This window comes from Tenacibaculum amylolyticum (assembly GCF_964511145.1).
Lineage (GTDB): Bacteria > Bacteroidota > Bacteroidia > Flavobacteriales > Flavobacteriaceae > Polaribacter > Polaribacter amylolyticum.
In genome coordinates this window covers 287,245-304,904 of the sequence record NZ_CAZEFZ010000026.1, presented here as the reverse complement: position 1 = coordinate 304,904, position 17,660 = coordinate 287,245, and the positions used below count along the sequence as shown (strand labels likewise).

Genomic DNA, 17,660 nt, shown 5'->3' with positions numbered 1-17,660 from the left:
AAAAGGAAGCTTAAATGGCTTCCTTTTTTTATATTAGAAGAATGAAAAGTAAATATTTGTCCCTCTATTTTATCTTTTTATTTAATACTTTTTTCTCAATAGGCCAAACAAACCCTGTAAGAGATAAAATATTAGAAGAAGTTAAAAAAGCAAAATCAAGCAAAAATTACAATAAAGCGATAAAACTGTCAAAAAAGCTCTTAAATTTTGCAGAGAAATCTGATTATGAGACATTAGGTAATGATTATAAACGATTAGGCTTCTATTATAAAAAAAATAAGAAAAAGGATAGTGCATATTTTTATTATGAAAAATCATTAGAAAATTATTTAGTATCTAACGATTCTACTAATATTAGTAAAAACTTATTATATCTAGCTAAAATTGAATCAGATTTTGAATTATATTATAAAAGTGATTCAACAGCATTATCAGCATTAAGTTATTTGAAAAGCGGTGATAGTAAAATTAAAGCTTCCATATATAATTGTTTAGGGATCAATCATAAAAAGAGATACGATTATGAAGAAGCTATTGGTTATTATAAAAAGGCTTTAAAATTAACAGAAAAAGAAGAGGAAAAGTATAGGTATAAAGGTAATCTAGCAAATTGTTATAAAGAATTAAGGAGCTATAATAAATCCTTAATAATTTTAGAAGATATAATAAAAGGTTCATATTTTAAAAGTTTAAATAAAATATCAAGAGCTAGAATTTTAGATAATTATTATTTCATTAAATTTTTAAATAAAGAATTAGTAGTAGAAAAAGACTTTTTAGATCAATTAAGAATTAAAAAAGAAGAGAACGATTATCAAAGTATAGTTGTAAGCTATTCCCATTTAGTTGATTTTTTTAAATTTAAAGATGAACAGAAAGCAAAAGCATATGCTTTTGAAATGCTAAAAACAGCAAGGAAGACACATAATAAAAAAGCTATAGCTGAAGCTCTAATTAAACTATTACATTTTAATGTACCTAATAAAGGAAAATATATTAAAGAATATATTACAATTAATAAAAAGTTAGAAAAAGAAAAGAAAATTTCTCAAAATAAAACGACAGCTGCCATATATAGAGTAAAAGAAATCGAATTAAAAGTAGAGAAAGAGAAGAATGAAAGGATTAAGAGTGATTTGAAATTTGAAGAAGAGAAAGGAAAAAAACAACAACTTTTTTTTCTTATAGTTATTTCATCAATAACTTTCATAATTTATATTTTCTACAGAAGGCAAAAAACAAAAAAAGAAAAAATAGTAGAAGTATATAAAACAGAAACACGTTTGGCAAAAAGAATCCACGATGAATTAGCCAACGATGTATACTTAACCATGAATAAATTGCAAAACGGAGAAAGCTATTCTCAATCAGCACTACTTTCCGATTTGGAAAATATTTATATCCAAACTAGGGATATTTCACACGAAAACAGTCCAGTAGTTACGGGAGCAAAGTTTCAAGAGTTTTTGCAACAATTATTTATCGATTTTTCAACAGATAACTGTAAAGTCATAAGCAAAGGAGTAACAGAAGTAGGCATTGAGAACATAGCAGAAGAAAAACAAATTGTATTGTATAGAGTGTTACAGGAATTACTAATCAATATGGACAAGCATAGCAAAGCAACCATCGTAGTAATTAGTTTTACAGTAGAGAAAAACAGAATTAAAGTACAATACAAAGACAACGGACAGGGAACTACAACTATAAAATTAAAAAGCGGGTTGCAAAATATGGAAACCCGTATAAAATCCATAGGGGGGAGCATTACATTTGATTCAGAAAAACAACAAGGTTTTCTCGTGAAATTCCAATTTAAAAAGTAGTTATGTTCAAAAAAATATTAATAGCAGAAGATAAAGACCATGAGTCTAATGGAGTAGTAAAAGCTCTAGAAGAAAGTTTAGAAAACACCAAACTAGATTATGCACAATATTGCGATGAAGCTTTTTTAAAGTTCAAAAAGGCATTACAAATAAATGAACCTTTTGATTTAGTAATTAGCGATTTATCATTTGTAGATAATCCGCATCAACAACGATTACATACAGGAGAAGATCTCATAACAGCGATAAAAGAACTACAACCTGATTTAAAAACGATTATGTTTTCAATAGAAGATCGAGCCTATCGTGTAAAACAATTATGTAATGATTTAGACTTGAATGGTTATGTGTGGAAATCTACGAATGCATTAAAAGACTTAAAAAAAGCCATTAAAGAAATCACATACGGAAATTTCTTTATCTCTCCACAATTATCACATGCATTGCGAACCAAAGAACCTTTTGAAGTAACCTCGTACGACGTTTTTATATTACAACAACTCGCAGAAGGATTAGATCAAAAAGAAATTAGTGAAGCTTTAAAAAAAGAAGCAATAAAACCAGCAAGCATTAGCTCTGTAGAAAAACGCTTAAAACTATTGAAAGAAAATTTCAATGCAAACAACCCTACACAGCTTATAGCCATTACCAAAGATTTTGGACTGATTTAAAACAAAAAGAACTAACCTCTTAAAATACATATATTCTGAACGATGCCTGAGGAGACTCGAAGGCAAAGTGAAGAATCTTTCACGTAACATATTTTTTATTTCAGAAGCTTGCAGCTGAGCGGCTGACGGTTCTGTTTCATTTCAGAGGCTTCCTGACGTACGGCTGACGGTTCTGTTTCATTTCAGAGGCTTCCTGACGTACGGCTGATGGTTCTGTTTTATCTCAGAAGCTTGCAGCTGAACGGCTGATGATTCTGTTGTACTTCAGAAGCTTATTATAATATGTATCATTCGATTTGTTGTTAAAATGATCACAATCAAAATAATACATCAAAATACTTTTAGTAGAATTTTGTTAGTTATTAGCTAAACCACGTGATACTGAACTTGTTTCAGTATCTTATTAAGGGCACTTGATACTTTATGCAGTAAACTACGGAAACCCGTAGTTTTTTACACTTTTAAGAAGCTAGTTTTGAAGTAGTATCAATTTTAAAAATAAAACCATGGGAAACCCGAAATTTGAAATTACCGAAAGAAGCAATGGTGATTTTATGTTTAACTTAAAAGCAGGAAATGGAGAAATTATTTTAACAAGTCAAGGTTATGCAACTAAGCAAGGTTGTAAAAACGGAATCGATTCTGTAAAAACAAATGCATCTGATGAAGAAAACTATGAAAAGAAAACAGCTAGTAATGGTAAATACTATTTCAATTTAAAAGCTACAAACGGACAAATAATTGGAACCAGTCAAATGTATGCGAGTACTTCTGGAAGAGATAATGGAATACAATCTGTTATGAATAACGCTCCAAACGCTTCTGTAATTGATTTTACAGCATAATTAAACAAACCGAAACCTTAGATCAGTTTTATTATGTAGCATAGGAAATAGACATATTCAAGGTTAGTTTGTTTAAGTACAAGAAGGTTCTATTAATAGCATCCTTAAAAAAGTGATCTCTGAATCAAAATTTTGAAAATCAAGGAAGTCGTGTTGGTTGAAAGATAAAAAGCTGTTTGATCACCAGCGAGTTCTTTTTATCAAAGGAAGCTTCCGTAGTATTTTCTTAAATTTTGATTCGAAGTCTTGATTTTTGTTTTCCTGTACTGAGTTTATCGAAGTATTTTCATCAAGGAAAAGAAAGAGGAATTAATTATTATTTTTTCATCCTAGAAACTTTCTTTAAAACAGTATATTATAAAAGTTGTTAATGGTAGCATAGTAAAAACCTATTAAGTTACTATATGTATTTTTATAAAAACTGTAAAAACACCTAACTCAAAAACATATTAATTAATAGGTCAATTTATCAAATACACAGCCTTACGGAATTCCGTAAGGTTTTGTTTTATATAGCAATTAGCTTTGAGGGAAACAAAATACCAAAACCTCGAAATCGTGATACTTGAAAAGAAAATTAATCATAGGAAATTATTAGATATAAACCTTTATTTAGAACGATTTATCTACGGATTAATCATAATTAATGTATGTAGTTTAATTCTAGAATCTTTTAAAGATATAAGAATACATTATGAAGTATATTTCCAAATCATTGAACACTTTTCAATTACAGTTTTTACTATAGAATTTTTTGCACGTATTGTAATAGCAGAACGAACCAATAAAAAAGGCTGGGCTTCTTATATCTTTTCAGGCTATGGACTTTTAGATATACTATCGATATTACCTTTTTACTTACCTCTTATTTTTCCTTTCGATTTACGAATGTTACGCGTTTTAAGATTACTTCGATTGGTTCGAATTTTTAAGTTAGGAAGATATTCGAAATCCTTTAAAACTATCAACCTAATTTTAAAAGAAACAAAACCAGAATTACTAATTACTGCTTTTATAGCGTTTATTTTAATTATGCTTTCATCTACACTTATTTTTTATGCAGAAAACGATGCACAACCAGATAAGTTTTCAAGTATCATAGAATCATTTTGGTGGTCTTTAGGAACATTAACTACAGTAGGAGCAGACACTTATCCAATCACTCCATTAGGAAAGTTTTTAAGTGCTTTAATAGGAGTTATCGGTATTGGCTTTGTAGCACTACCAACAGGAATCATAAGTTCTGCTTTAATAGATAAAGTAAAAGAAGAAAAAAGAAGCTGTAAAAGCTGTCCAAATTGTGGATTTAAAATAGAAGATTAAATAGTATGGGATTCAAATTTTACAGAAGAATAAAACTAGGAAAAGGACTAGGATTGAATATAAGCAGATCTGGAATTTCACCTAGTATAAGAACAAAGAAAGGATCAATAAATCCAAAAGGCTATTCAATTAGAACAGGAATTAAAGGAGTAAACTACCAAAACTCGTTTTCAAAAAAAGAAGCGATGGGATGTTTAAGTTTTTTTGCTATTATTTTTATTGTTATAAGTATGTTTAAGAGCAAAAAATAAAGTTTCCTAAAAATTATAAAATAACTAGAATACCTTACGGATGTCCGTAAAGTATTCTAGTTCTATAAAATTAGTTTTGAAGAAGTATTAATTTATAAAGCTAAAACTCCCCGAACAAAATGAAAGAACTAATTAAAAAAATCTATCAAGCTAGTATTGCTTTAGCAATAGTTTTAGGAACGGTATTGTTATTAAATAATGAAACAGAAGAATTGCCCAAAAGAAAGAAACACACAGAAATAATAGCTTGTGCTTCTATACCAGAAGCTAGATGCACGGGCTCGCCTTATTGTAGAGCCTGTAAAAACTGTAGTAGATGTAAACATTGTAATAGTGGAGGATCTTGTGGAGTATGTGAAAGAAAAAGAACAATCTCGATACCTAAAAAGAAAGTTCTAAAAAGAACTAAATATGAAGTAAAAGAAGATAAAGAGCAGCGTAAAAACTATATGTTAAAAGTATTAAATGAAGAACCTACAGAAAAATATAGTTTTAAAAAACTATTACGAATAAAAGAGGCTAAAACTCCTTTAAGAAGCGGTGCAGGCGAATCGTATTATGTGATTCAAAAACTGAAAAAGTATGAAGAATTAATGTTGTTATCGGTACATGGTGAGTGGTTGAGAGTAAAAGTAAAAAGAACAAAAACAATTGGGTTTGTACATTTCAGAGATGTATATACGGACATTTAGAATACAATAATTGAATTATGATAGAATTGTAATTTCAATCTGAAAATAAGTAAAAAACCAAGGGGCTTCAGCCCCTTGTAAAACAAACCAATATACTTTCATAACAACCAGATTCAGAAAAAAACAAAGCTTACGGAAACCCGTAAGCTTTTGTTTTATAAGGAAGTTAGATTTGAGGTAAATAAGTTTAACTAATCAATAATTTAGAGAATGGAAATAACAAATAAATTGAAGGAATTATCTACTAAGATTAACAAATTAAAAGATCAGATAGAAACTGAGGAAGCTACTAAAACAGCTTTTATATTACCATTTATAAGTCTTTTAGGCTACGATATTTTTAATCCTACCGAAGTAGTACCTGAGTTTACTGCTGATATCGGATTAAAAAAAGGAGAGAAAGTAGATTATGCAATAATAGAAAATACAGTTCCAATTCTTATTATAGAATGTAAACATTGGAAAGAAGATTTAAACACACATAATTCTCAGCTTTTTAGGTATTTTCATAGCTCTAAATCAAAATTTGCATTACTAACAAATGGTATCGAATATAAGTTCTTCACAGATTTAGATGCTACCAACAAAATGGACGAAAAACCTTTTTTGGAATTTAATATAACAAAACTTAAAGACCCTATCATTAGTGAGGTATTAAAATTCCATAAATCTAAATTTGATATCGATAAAATTGTAGATAATGCGAGTTCTTTAAAATACTCTAAAGAGATAAAGAAAATCTTTCATCAACAGCTATTAGAACCAGAAAATGATTTTATAAAGTTTTTCTCTACAAAAGTATATTCAGGTAGGCAAACAGAAAAAGTATTAGATCAATTTAAAGGTTTAGTAGCAAAGTCCATAAACCAATCAATTAGCGAGAAAGTTAATGATATACTTCAAAATGCTTTACATAAAGAAGAGGAGAAGCAAATAGAAGAGCACCAAGAATTAAAGGAAGAGAGTAAAATTATTACAACAGAAGAAGAGATGGAAGGTTACAGAATTGTAGTTGCTATTTTAAGAAAACAGATAACGAAAGAAAGGATAGCCTTTAGAGATACACAGTCATACTTTGGTATTTTATTAGATGACAATAATAGAAAACCATTATGTAGACTTCATCTGAATGGAAAGAATAAATACATTGGATTATTTGATCAAAATAAGAAGGAAACTAGAGAAATAATAGAATCTGTAGATGACATTTATAACTTCGATACTACCATTTTAGAAACATTAGAATATTATGAAGAGCTTAAGACACAAACAGTTAATTAAAAAAGCTCATGGTAGTTATAATGGTTTGTTATTCAGTAAGGAATGGATAGCAAAACGTAAAGAGATTTTAGAAAGAGATAATTATAAATGCAGAGTATGTAATGCAACAGAATCATTGCAAATTCATCATAGACAATACCATTTTTCATTAATACTAAGAAAATTTAGAAAACCTTGGGAATACCCAAATAGGTTAATGATAACCTTATGCAAAACATGTCATCAAAAAGGACATAATAAATTTAAAGTACCTATTAAATATTTATAATAAAATGAAACTATTAAACTTATTCAAAAGGAAAAAAGAAGTACAAGAATCAGAAAATGTTCCTGAAACAAAAACAATAGAAGTATCTAAAGAATTATTTATTGAAGAAAATAAAATAGAAGAACAAGGTATTTTTGAAAATAAGGAATATAATTTAGATAAAATTTATGCTTTTGCTACTAAAGATTTTGAAGAAAAAGGATATGATGATGCACTAATAAATCCAGATCATTCTTATAGTAGTGACAATATAAAATTACTAAAGCATGATTTTCAAATTTTAATAAAAAGAGCGTATAAAACATACGAAGATTATATTAAAGATATTGAATTTCATATTCAATCAAGAAATAATGCAGGATTAATAGATACTGTAAAACTTCTAGAAACTACATTAGTAAAAACCCAAGATTCTATTGAAGAAGTTAAGTCTATTGAAGAGGATTTTTTAAATGAAGCTGGGTTGATAGAACGAATTTCATTATCCTATAAAAGAGGTTTTATGAGAGGTTTAGCTGCAATGTCGGATCAAATTCTAGAGAAAAATGTTTAAAAGAAAAAATAGGTGGCTTCAATTCGGTTGTTTCCTTACTGGATATAACTATAATTTGTTAATGTCGTGTAGTGAAGCAAGCAAAAAATCAGTAAAAAAATATACGGCAGCTCTTCTAATCATTATGATTCTGTGGTTGTTAATTGGCTTTTTGTTTTCTAGAGAATATTTACGATTACCTTTTGTAGGTTGTGTAATAACTGGGATTGTATTAATGATTATTATAATTCAAATAGAAAGACAAATTATTTTAGGGAGTAAAAATAAAAGCGCAACAATATTTAGAATTGTATTAGGCTTCGTAATGGCTTTATTAGGGTCTGTAATAGTAGATCAAATTATATTTAAAGAAGATATTCATAAAGAAAAATTGATGAGTGTTAATGAAGAAGTAGGTAAAATTTTGCCTCAAAAAATTAATGAAATTAACTTTCAAATGAAAGACATAGATTCTTTAATTATAAATAAACAAAAAGAGAGAGAAATGCTTATTGATGAAGTAACTGAAAAGCCAACAATACGTTTGCCAAAATATGAAAGCCAAAAAACACCTAGTAAAACTATTGAAGGTAGAGATACTGTTATAGTCAAAAAGATTTACACAACAGTTTCCGTGTTAAATCCAAAAGCAAAATTAATAGAAGATGTAGATAAACAGATTGATAATTTAAGAAAGGAGAAATCTCAGCTTTCCCATCAAATAATAGATGTAAGAGAAAAAACCGAAGGAGAAATATTAAATAGTAAAGGTTTTCTAGATGAGTTAAAAGTAATGTTTAGAATTTTATTGTCTTCACCAGTTTCTATGGTAGTTTGGGCACTATGGTTACTGTTCTTTTTAATAATAGAATTATTTGTGTTAATTTCAAAGTTAGCAGATTCAGAAAATGATTATGAAAGAATTATAAAGCATCAAATGCAAGTTAGAATTACTGCGATAGATAAACTAAACGAATTTTCCAATTAAAGCTAACCAAGATGAAAAAAAAATTACTACTGCCTATTGGTATTTTATCTGCCTTCCTTTGCTTTAAAGGAATAAAAGAAAAAAAAGTATTTATCTGTAAAAGTGTAAAAAGTAATAGATACCATTATATGAAAAACTGTGGAGGATTATCTAAGTGTAAAGCAGAGATAAAAATTACCACAAAAAAAAGAGCAGAAAAATACGGGCGAATTCTATGTAGAATAGAATTAAGAAAGATTATAGAAATTAAAAACCTAAAAAAAACTAATAACCGTTTAGAAGTTCAAAAATAACATTAAGAAGTTAAAACGAGATATTTAGCAGTACAACAAATAGTTGATACAAATGGGAATATATGTTTGCACTAAGAAAACATTAAAATTATAAAAGATGAAAAAAGTAATTCCCTTTCTAGTATTAATTTTAGCACTACAGTTTATAGCATGTTCAAAAGATAATGAAGAGCCTGTAAATAATCCTCCAGTAATAGAAAATCAAACTTTTTCAGGTTCGGTGTCTGGTGCATTAACATTTAATGTAGTTGCTTCAGACCCAGATAACGATACATTAACATTTTCAATATTACAAAATAGTAATAATCAGTTCGTAATATCAAATAACGGTGTTATTACAAAGAATGGAGAAGCACCTACAGAACTAGGAACGCATACATTAGAAGTGGAGGTAACTGATGGTACAGCAAAAGCATCAGCGACAGTTACAATAACATTAATAGAATCAGAAGCATAAAAAAGACTCTATAAATAAGAAAAACTCTGTGGAATTTATTTCTGCAGAGTTTTTTATGTGTGGAAACTAAAATAAAGCTTTCGGAAATAAAAGAAATAAATAGCCTTTGTAGTGCTATATGTTTACTCCAAATTAAAAAATAAATTAAATGATAAGAATTTTACTGAGTCTAACTCTTTGTGCATTAACATGCATAGGATATGCTCAAGATGCAAGTGTAGAAAAATCAATAAACGGAATCCAAGTAGGATTTTTAGGAGCATGGGCACATAGAGAAATGAAATTATCAAATGAAGTTGCATTAAGAATCGAATTAGGAATGGATGCAGGAGGTTGGAGTGGTAATTATACTCCAAAAAGTAGCTTTGCAATGGTACCTGTATTAACTTTAGAACCAAGATGGTATTATAATTTAAATAAAAGAGCTTCTAAATCAAAAGATATAAGTAGAAATAGTGCAAACTTCTTTACACTGCAAACAAGTTATCACCCAGATTGGTTTGTCATATCAAATAACAAAAGTGTAAGAGTTAATGAACAAATTTCTATTATTCCAACATGGGGAATTCGAAGAAATTTAGGGAAGAATTTTAATTATGAAGCTGGTATTGGTATTGGATATCGTCATGTTATTCCTAATGGTGTTTTTAGAAGTATAGATCCAAATATACATCTACGTATAGGCTACCAATTTTAGATATAAAAGCAAAAAATCAAAACAACTTAATTTATGAAAGAAGACATACAACCAGCATCAATTATCTTTGGAAGTATTGTAGCAGGAACTGTATTTGCTGTAATCATGACAATATTTGATTATTTAGATGAAAGAAATATAACTGTATGGATGTTTCTTCTTTATTTTTTTCTCTTCGGTTTATTTTGGGGATTATCTACTTTTTTGGGAAGAAAACACAAGTGGTGAATGAATTAAATAGTTTCAATTCAATATTTTTACTAGACGCTGTTTTTATAACAGCGTTTTTTATACGGAAACAAAAAGCAAGTATTCGGAAATAAAAAAAGGTAGAAAGGAGAAGACTACTTTACGTTTGTCAACGTAAGTTTTTAAAAATATTAAAATGAAAAAAAGTCTTTTTTTAATCACCTTAATTTTATTGGTAGTTTTTACTTCTTGTTCCAAAGATGAAGTAGTAAATACACCTCCAGTAATCGATGCGCAAAGTTTTTCGGTAGCAGAGAATATAACAAATACTGCTATAATAGGTACTGTTATAGCAACAGATGCTGACGAAAATTCATTAACATTTAGCATTCAAACCGATGTAAGTAATTTATTTGAAATTACGCCTAGTGGAGCACTAAGTTTAAAGCAAAATAGCAGCTTAGATTATGAAACTACGCAAAAGCATGAGTTATCTATAGAAGTTTCAGATGGTACAGATAAAGCTGCTGCTACAATCACAATAAATGTAACAGATATAGATGAAAACACAGCGCCAGTAATTAATGTACAAACCTTTTCAGTAGCTGAAGATATTAATGATACTACCGAAATAGGAACAGTAATTGCTACAGATGCGGAAGGAAACACTTTAAGTTTTTCTATTACAACTAATGATAATGATTTATTTGAAATTTCAAATGATGGTAAACTAAGTTTAGCTAGCGGTAAAAGCTTAGATTATGAAACGACTACAAGCCATACTATTACTGTAGAGGTTTCAGACGGTAGTTTAACAGCAAGTAATACAATTACTATAAATGTAACAGATGTAAACGATACTATAGGAGTAGAAGCAGATACTTTTATTACAACTTGGGAAGTAACAACTGCTGATTTAAGAATTGATATTCCTATACATAATGCATTAAATTACGATTATCATATAGATTGGGGAGATGGAATAATAGAAAGAAATGTAACAGGAGATAGCTTTCATACCTACGCAAACCCTGGAGTTTATACTGTAAAAATAATTGGAGATTTTCCACATTTATATTTATATAAAACAAGACCTCAATTTGCAAGAGGAGTACGTAGCAATACAAACAATGGTCAATTAATGTCAGTAGAGCAGTGGGGAGCTATAGAATGGGCTAGTTTTTATGGAATGTTTTATGGTGCAGAAAACTTAGAAATAAATGCAACAGATGCTCCAAACTTAACTAATGTACAATCTATGGAAAGAGCATTTGTAAACGCTACTAATTTTAATAATGATATTTCCAATTGGGATGTAAGCAATGTAACCAATATGTCTCAAATGTTTCTAAATGCGACTTCTTTTAATCAAGATATTTCAGGATGGAATACAAGTAAGGTAACTACAATGGCAAGTATGTTTAGATGGGCATCTTCTTTTAACCAAGATATTTCAGCATGGGATACAAGTAAGGTAACTTCTATGGATGCCATGTTTAATTATGCTACAAACTTTAATCAAAATTTAGGAGACTGGTCTTTAGTGTCAATAAAAGGAACATCGTCTAATAATGTAACGTTTATGTTAGCAGATAGTGGAATGTCTTCAGTCAATTATGGTGAAACCTTAAAAGGATGGGCAGAAAACCCAAACACGCCAAATAATTTATCACTAACATCTGCACGTGGATTAAAGTTTTGTCAAAGTTTTTCAAGCTATAGAAATAAGTTAATAAATGATAAAGGCTGGAGTATTGCTGGCGATTCTTCAGATTTGGAATGTTAAAAATCAGCAAAGAATAAACTTAATCTTAAATAGAAAACACTGCTTTTAATAAGATAAGCAGTGTTTTTCATTTTTTCTGAAGCCTCACAAAAAAGAGATCTCTGAATCAAAAAAATGAAAATACTATGAATAGAATAATTATATCAATACTAATAGTTTTGAGCTTTACAAAAATGATAGGGCAAGAGAAAATTTTTCCTAAAGATCCTCAAGAAATCATATTTGAAACTTCAGATATTCAAAACTTTTGGAAAGCATTTGATGAAATAGAAAGTTCCAGCGAAAACCCTTTTAAAAGGTATATAAAAAATGGAACAATTGGACTTCAAGGATTTATTCCTAACAGAATAATTAGTGCAGATGCTTTATTAAAAATGGTGACGAATAGAAGAAAAGATTATGAAAAAATAAGAGGAATAGAAGAAAAGATTAAAAAGTTAGAGAAAAAGATGAAACCATATTTTTATGCTTTAGAATATTGGTATCCATATGCAGTTTATCCACCAGTTTATTTCGTTGTAGGACGTTTTAATAGTGGAGGTACAATATCTCAAAACGGATTGTTGATAGGAACAGAAAAAATAACAAATCTAGAGGAGCTTCCAGGGTTAATTATACATGAGTCTATTCATTTTCAGCAAAAATCACCAGAGGGAGAAACAAATTTATTACAGCAAGCAATACTAGAAGGAGCAGCAGACTTTGTAGCTGAATTAGTTTCTGGAATAAAAGGAAACCAACAAGCAAATAAATACGGAAACAAGCATAAAGAGGAGTTATGCAAAGAATTTGTAGAAAGAATGCATGAAAAAGATATGGAAGATTGGTTATACGGAACAAGCGGAAAAGACAATAGACCTAATGATTTAGGATATTGGATTGGTTATGAAATTGTGAAATCCTATTTTGAAAAAGCAGTAAATAAAAAACTGGCTGTGAATCATATTTTAAATATTGAAGACTATGATAAATTCTTAAAAGAAAGTGAGTATTTGCGAGAATATATAAAGTAAAATAAAATAGAAAGTTAGAGTACAGAGTTTAAAAATGAATACATATTTTTTTCATATAAATGTATCGATGAAGAAGATGATTACAGCGTGGTAAATTCTCAAAAACACAATTGTTAAAATTTACGATTTAGATGATACTATATATAAAACAATTGATGGTTACATAAGGTATATATATATCAACGTTGTAAAAAATTCGCTAGGTACTTATAACGGAAAATTTATTAAAACTAGTTAAGGGGGATATAGTGAGTTAATTAACTCAAAATAAAAAACGCTGTTAATAACTAATATCAGCAGAGTTTTTTGTTTTTCTAAGTGTAAATCTTATTTTAGCGCATACTTCATTTTTACTGAGATTTTATGGCGCAAGAAACACAATATACCGAAGATAATATACGATCACTCGACTGGAAGGAGCATATCCGTATGCGACCTGGAATGTATATCGGTAAATTAGGAGATGGAACTTCTCCTGATGACGGAATATATATTCTAGTTAAAGAGGTGCTCGATAACTCCATTGATGAATTTGTAATGGGGACCGGTAAAACTATTGAAGTTTCTATACAAGGAAATAAAGTAATTGTTAGAGACTACGGTCGTGGTATTCCATTAGGAAAAGTAGTAGACGTAGTTTCTAAAATGAACACAGGAGGTAAATACGATAGTAGAGCCTTTAAAAAATCGGTTGGATTAAACGGAGTTGGTACCAAAGCTGTAAATGCATTATCAACCTATTTTAGAGTTGAATCTACCCGTGATGGTAAATCTGCTTCAGCAGAGTTTGAAAAAGGAAATCTTACCAATCAGGAAACCTTAGAGGAAACTTCTAGAAGAAGAGGTACCAAAGTAACCTTTATTGCAGACGATACAATATTTAAAAATTACAAGTATCGTCCAGAATATATCATTCGTTTATTAAAAAACTATGTATACCTAAACCCAGGTTTAACAATAGTTTTTAATGGAGAGAAGTTTTACTCTGAAAATGGATTAAAAGATTTACTGGAAGACAACAATAATCAAGATGATATGTTGTATCCAATTATCCATTTAAGAGGCGATGATATTGAAATTGCTATGACGCATAGTAAAACGCAATATTCAGAAGAATATCACTCATTTGTAAACGGACAAAACACAACACAAGGAGGAACGCACCAAGCAGCATTTAGAGAATCTGTAGTAAAAACGATACGTGAGTTTTACGGAAAGAATTTTGATGCTTCAGATGTACGTAAATCGATTATAGCCGCAATTTCTATTAAAGTAATGGAACCTGTTTTTGAAAGTCAGACCAAAACAAAATTAGGGTCTACAGAAATGGGAGGAGGATTGCCTACGGTTCGTACGTATATTAACGATTTTATAAAAAACAAATTAGATAATTTCTTACATAAAAATCCTGTAATAGCCGAAACACTTCAAAAGAAGATTCTACAGGCAGAGAAAGAACGAAAAGAATTATCGGGTATCCGAAAATTAGCCAGAGATCGTGCTAAGAAAGCAAACCTGCATAATAAGAAGTTGCGTGATTGTCGTATTCACTTTGGAGATACTAAAAAAGAAGATTATTTAAATACAACTTTATTTATTACCGAGGGAGACTCTGCATCGGGTTCTATTACCAAATCTAGAAATGTAAATACACAAGCGGTATTTAGTTTAAAAGGAAAACCGTTAAACTCGTACGGATTAACAAAGAAGATTGTATACGAAAACGAAGAGTTTAACCTATTACAAGCAGCTTTAAATATAGAAGATGGATTAGAAGGTTTACGTTATAACAATATTGTAATCGCTACCGATGCCGATGTTGATGGAATGCACATTCGTTTGTTATTAATTACGTTTTTCTTACAGTTTTTCCCAGAAGTAATTAAAGAAGGACATTTATATATTTTAGAAACACCGCTATTTAGAGTACGAAATAAAAAAGAAACGCATTATTGTTATTCTGAAGAAGAAAAACAAATCGCCATTAAAAAGCTAAGAGGAAAACCAGAAATCACACGATTTAAGGGACTTGGGGAAATTTCTCCTAATGAATTTGTGCATTTTATTGGAGAAGACATGCGTTTAGATCCTGTAATGTTAGATAAAGAAATGTCTATAGATCAAATGTTACAATTCTACATGGGGAAAAATACACCAGATCGACAAAAATTTATTATCGAGAACTTAAAAGTAGAACAGGATTTAGTTACAACAGAGGAGTAATATGAAAAACGTTACCAAAATTTTAAACGTCTTATCCATAATTTTTACTATCATTTTAATTGTGTGGATTACCCAAATAGATTATTCAAATCTATCATTTAACAATAATATTTCACCTTACTTTGGAATTTTAGCTATGATAATGATGTTAATAGCGATGCAATTAGTAAAGAAAAGCTTAAAAAAATAGTAAAAAGGAAGTAGTTAAGATTGGTGAAAAAAAGAATTCATAAGATTTTAATTGTACTAGGGGTATTGCTTGCTGTGTACCAATTACTCTCTTGGTTTCATATTTTTAGATTATACCAAAGTAGTTCATTTGCAAATGAACCAACCCTTCCGTTTAACAGTCGTTTTTTTGCCTCCAATGTAATTGTCCCTGAAATCGCAGATTTTGTTTGTTATAAATTCGAAGATGAACAATTTGGAAAACAAATAAGAGTACATAGATTAATTGGACAAGAAGGAGATGTGGTACAAATAAAAGATGGCAACGCATATGTAAATAATAAAAATATAGACATGCTTTTGAATCTATGGCATTATTATAAGTTGACTAAACAAGAATTTGACGCTATAACTTTTTCAGATGCAGCTATAGAATATGCTAGATTAAAAGATGGGTTTATTTATATTCCTATGACTAAAGTTAAAGCAAGAAAACACGGATTAGAAGAGAAAAGAGTAATAATAGAACCAACGCAGGTAGAACCTTATATATACGAAGTATTTCATAAGAGCTGGAATAAAGATCATTTTGGACCAATTACAGTTCCTAAAGGAAAAGTCTTTGTTTTAGGAGATAATAGAGATAATTCTCATGATTCTAGATATGTTGGTTTTATAAATGCCTCAGATATTACAGGAGTATTGATTACAAATTGATTTGAAAAAGATATAATAAACAATTAAATGAATAAAGAAGAATTATTGCTTTGGAAAAAGATAAAAGCGTTTGAGTTAGAAAAACCAGATGAAGAATATGGATTTTCAATAAAACTCTCATATGAAAATAATTGGTCTATAGCGTTTACAGAAGACGCTATTTTAGAATATAAAAAATTTATGTTTTTAGCAGCAATTTCCAAACAAATGGTATCACCATCACACATAATAGATGTGGTTTGGCACTTGCACTTAACATTTTCAGACTCCTATCAAAAATTCTGTGATGCATTAGGAAAAAATGTAAAACATATTCCTTCAACAGGAAAAGCAGGAGAACGAGAAACATTACGAAATGCCGTTAATTTTACAAAAGAATCCTATCAAAGATATTTTGGAGAGCAAAATAAAACAATTTGGACAGTAAGAACTTTTGAAGACACAATTCAAATTGAGCAAGCTTCAAGAGCAATAAACCTAGATAATAGTCAATTAATTTTACTAGGAGTGGTATTGGCTGTTCCTATGTTTTTCGCTTGGAAACCTTTATTACTAACAATAAACAACCCTAATTTTATATTCATAGTTATTGCAGGGCTTTTAGCGATGATAGGAGTTTTTGAATTATTAATTAACGTTAGTTTTAAGACTGCATTTGAAAGTTTGATACAGAAGAACCCTTATATGATGAAATTACATCCTTCTGAATCTTTTCAAGTTGCTGAAGGAAAACTCGATAAACAAGTCTTATATAAAATTAACGATTTATTTGAGAAAGAACACATTGATGTTTCAAAAGAAAGTACGAAAACATTAACCATAAAAGAAAGTAAAAAATCGGACAACGTTATTGAAAATGCTGTTTTAAATTACATTGAAAATACACCTGAAAATGATCTAAGGAGTACTATTAATGAAATTACGAAGAAACCACTAATGACAAGATTGTCATCATTAGCGAATCATATTTTAGATAAGGTATATAACTCAAAACAAGTAGTTGAGTATAAAATATTAATTTCAGTAATACTCTTTATATACTATTCATTTTTGTTCTCTAGATTATTATTAGGAGTTCAAAGAGAAAAACCAGTAACCATACTATTGGTATTAATAATTATCTCTCTTGTCGTTAGTTATTTTTACTTGTCAGATGTTTATCAAAGAATATTTAGAAAACAATTTTTATCTGCTGCAAAAACAAAACTAGCATCAGATTCATATTTAGATCATTTAATACATAATGAATACATCCAATTAGTAGGAGCTTTATCTACATTAATCATTGTAAGTGGTTATCAAAGACCTAAAAAGTCTAGTTGGTCAGATTCATCCTGTAGTTCATGTAGCAGTTGTAGCTCATGTAGTAGTTGCAGTAGCTGTAGTTCTTGCAGTTCTTGTGGAGGATGTGGAGGAGATTAATTATATTAGGGCACAAAT

19 protein-coding genes are annotated in these 17,660 nt (G+C 29.2%); all 19 read left to right on the top strand.

Annotated features, from left to right (window positions below; all coding sequences use genetic code 11):
• Positions 1-41 precede the first annotated feature (41 nt).
• Positions 42-1,826, top strand: coding sequence for a tetratricopeptide repeat-containing sensor histidine kinase (locus ACKTTC_RS09700; RefSeq protein ID WP_408039618.1), 1,785 nt, complete (start codon positions 42-44; stop codon positions 1,824-1,826).
• Between the two features lie 2 nt (positions 1,827-1,828).
• The gene (locus tag ACKTTC_RS09695; RefSeq protein WP_408039617.1) at positions 1,829-2,497 is read left to right on the top strand and encodes a response regulator; all 669 of its coding nucleotides are present in this window, start codon (positions 1,829-1,831) and stop codon (positions 2,495-2,497) included.
• A gap of 506 nt (positions 2,498-3,003) precedes the next feature.
• The gene (locus tag ACKTTC_RS09690; protein ID WP_408039616.1) at positions 3,004-3,342 is read left to right on the top strand and encodes a YegP family protein; all 339 of its coding nucleotides are present in this window, start codon (positions 3,004-3,006) and stop codon (positions 3,340-3,342) included.
• 558 nt (positions 3,343-3,900) lie between these two features.
• Positions 3,901-4,665: an ion transporter gene (locus ACKTTC_RS09685; RefSeq protein WP_408039615.1), complete on the top strand. Its 765-nt coding sequence runs from the start codon at positions 3,901-3,903 to the stop codon at positions 4,663-4,665.
• Positions 4,666-4,670: 5 nt separating this feature from the next.
• Complete coding sequence (locus ACKTTC_RS09680; protein WP_408039614.1) at positions 4,671-4,916, top strand: DUF4236 domain-containing protein; 246 nt, start codon at positions 4,671-4,673, stop codon at positions 4,914-4,916.
• Between the two features lie 119 nt (positions 4,917-5,035).
• A complete protein-coding gene (locus tag ACKTTC_RS09675; protein ID WP_408039613.1) occupies positions 5,036-5,608 on the top strand; it encodes an SH3 domain-containing protein in 573 nt (190 codons plus the stop codon).
• Positions 5,609-5,818: 210 nt separating this feature from the next.
• Positions 5,819-6,889 (top strand): type I restriction endonuclease, encoded by a 1,071-nt coding sequence (locus tag ACKTTC_RS09670; RefSeq protein WP_408039612.1) that lies wholly within the window; start codon positions 5,819-5,821, stop codon positions 6,887-6,889.
• On the top strand, positions 6,858-7,157 hold the full coding sequence (locus tag ACKTTC_RS09665; RefSeq protein ID WP_408039611.1) for a hypothetical protein: 300 nt from the start codon (positions 6,858-6,860) through the stop codon (positions 7,155-7,157). The genes ACKTTC_RS09670 and ACKTTC_RS09665 overlap by 32 nt, the downstream gene beginning before the upstream one ends.
• 4 nt (positions 7,158-7,161) lie before the next feature.
• Positions 7,162-7,710 (top strand): hypothetical protein, encoded by a 549-nt coding sequence (locus ACKTTC_RS09660; protein WP_408039610.1) that lies wholly within the window; start codon positions 7,162-7,164, stop codon positions 7,708-7,710.
• The gene (locus tag ACKTTC_RS09655) at positions 7,703-8,677 is read left to right on the top strand and encodes a DUF4407 domain-containing protein (RefSeq protein WP_408039609.1); all 975 of its coding nucleotides are present in this window, start codon (positions 7,703-7,705) and stop codon (positions 8,675-8,677) included. The genes ACKTTC_RS09660 and ACKTTC_RS09655 overlap by 8 nt, the downstream gene beginning before the upstream one ends.
• 11 nt (positions 8,678-8,688) lie before the next feature.
• Positions 8,689-8,970, top strand: a complete 282-nt coding sequence (locus ACKTTC_RS09650) for a hypothetical protein (RefSeq protein WP_408039608.1) — start codon at positions 8,689-8,691, stop codon at positions 8,968-8,970.
• Positions 8,971-9,067: 97 nt separating this feature from the next.
• Positions 9,068-9,427: an Ig-like domain-containing protein gene (locus ACKTTC_RS09645; protein ID WP_408039607.1), complete on the top strand. Its 360-nt coding sequence runs from the start codon at positions 9,068-9,070 to the stop codon at positions 9,425-9,427.
• 148 nt (positions 9,428-9,575) lie between these two features.
• Positions 9,576-10,124 carry a hypothetical protein gene (locus ACKTTC_RS09640; protein ID WP_408039606.1) on the top strand — a complete coding sequence of 183 codons (549 nt, stop codon included), beginning with the start codon at positions 9,576-9,578 and terminating at the stop codon, positions 10,122-10,124.
• 33 nt (positions 10,125-10,157) lie between these two features.
• A complete protein-coding gene (locus ACKTTC_RS09635; protein WP_408039605.1) occupies positions 10,158-10,352 on the top strand; it encodes a hypothetical protein in 195 nt (64 codons plus the stop codon).
• A 157-nt stretch (positions 10,353-10,509) separates the two neighbouring features.
• Positions 10,510-12,099 (top strand): BspA family leucine-rich repeat surface protein, encoded by a 1,590-nt coding sequence (locus ACKTTC_RS09630; RefSeq protein WP_408039604.1) that lies wholly within the window; start codon positions 10,510-10,512, stop codon positions 12,097-12,099.
• Between the two features lie 125 nt (positions 12,100-12,224).
• Entirely contained in the window at positions 12,225-13,112 is an 888-nt protein-coding gene (locus tag ACKTTC_RS09625) for a gliding motility protein GldB-related protein (protein ID WP_408039603.1), read from the top strand.
• Positions 13,113-13,475: 363 nt separating this feature from the next.
• Positions 13,476-15,335, top strand: coding sequence for a DNA topoisomerase IV subunit B (locus tag ACKTTC_RS09620; RefSeq protein ID WP_408039602.1), 1,860 nt, complete (start codon positions 13,476-13,478; stop codon positions 15,333-15,335).
• Between the two features lie 213 nt (positions 15,336-15,548).
• Positions 15,549-16,220: a signal peptidase I gene (gene lepB, locus ACKTTC_RS09615; RefSeq protein WP_408039601.1), complete on the top strand. Its 672-nt coding sequence runs from the start codon at positions 15,549-15,551 to the stop codon at positions 16,218-16,220.
• A 27-nt stretch (positions 16,221-16,247) separates the two neighbouring features.
• The gene (locus ACKTTC_RS09610) at positions 16,248-17,642 is read left to right on the top strand and encodes a glycine-rich domain-containing protein (protein WP_408039600.1); all 1,395 of its coding nucleotides are present in this window, start codon (positions 16,248-16,250) and stop codon (positions 17,640-17,642) included.
• Positions 17,643-17,660 lie beyond the last annotated feature (18 nt).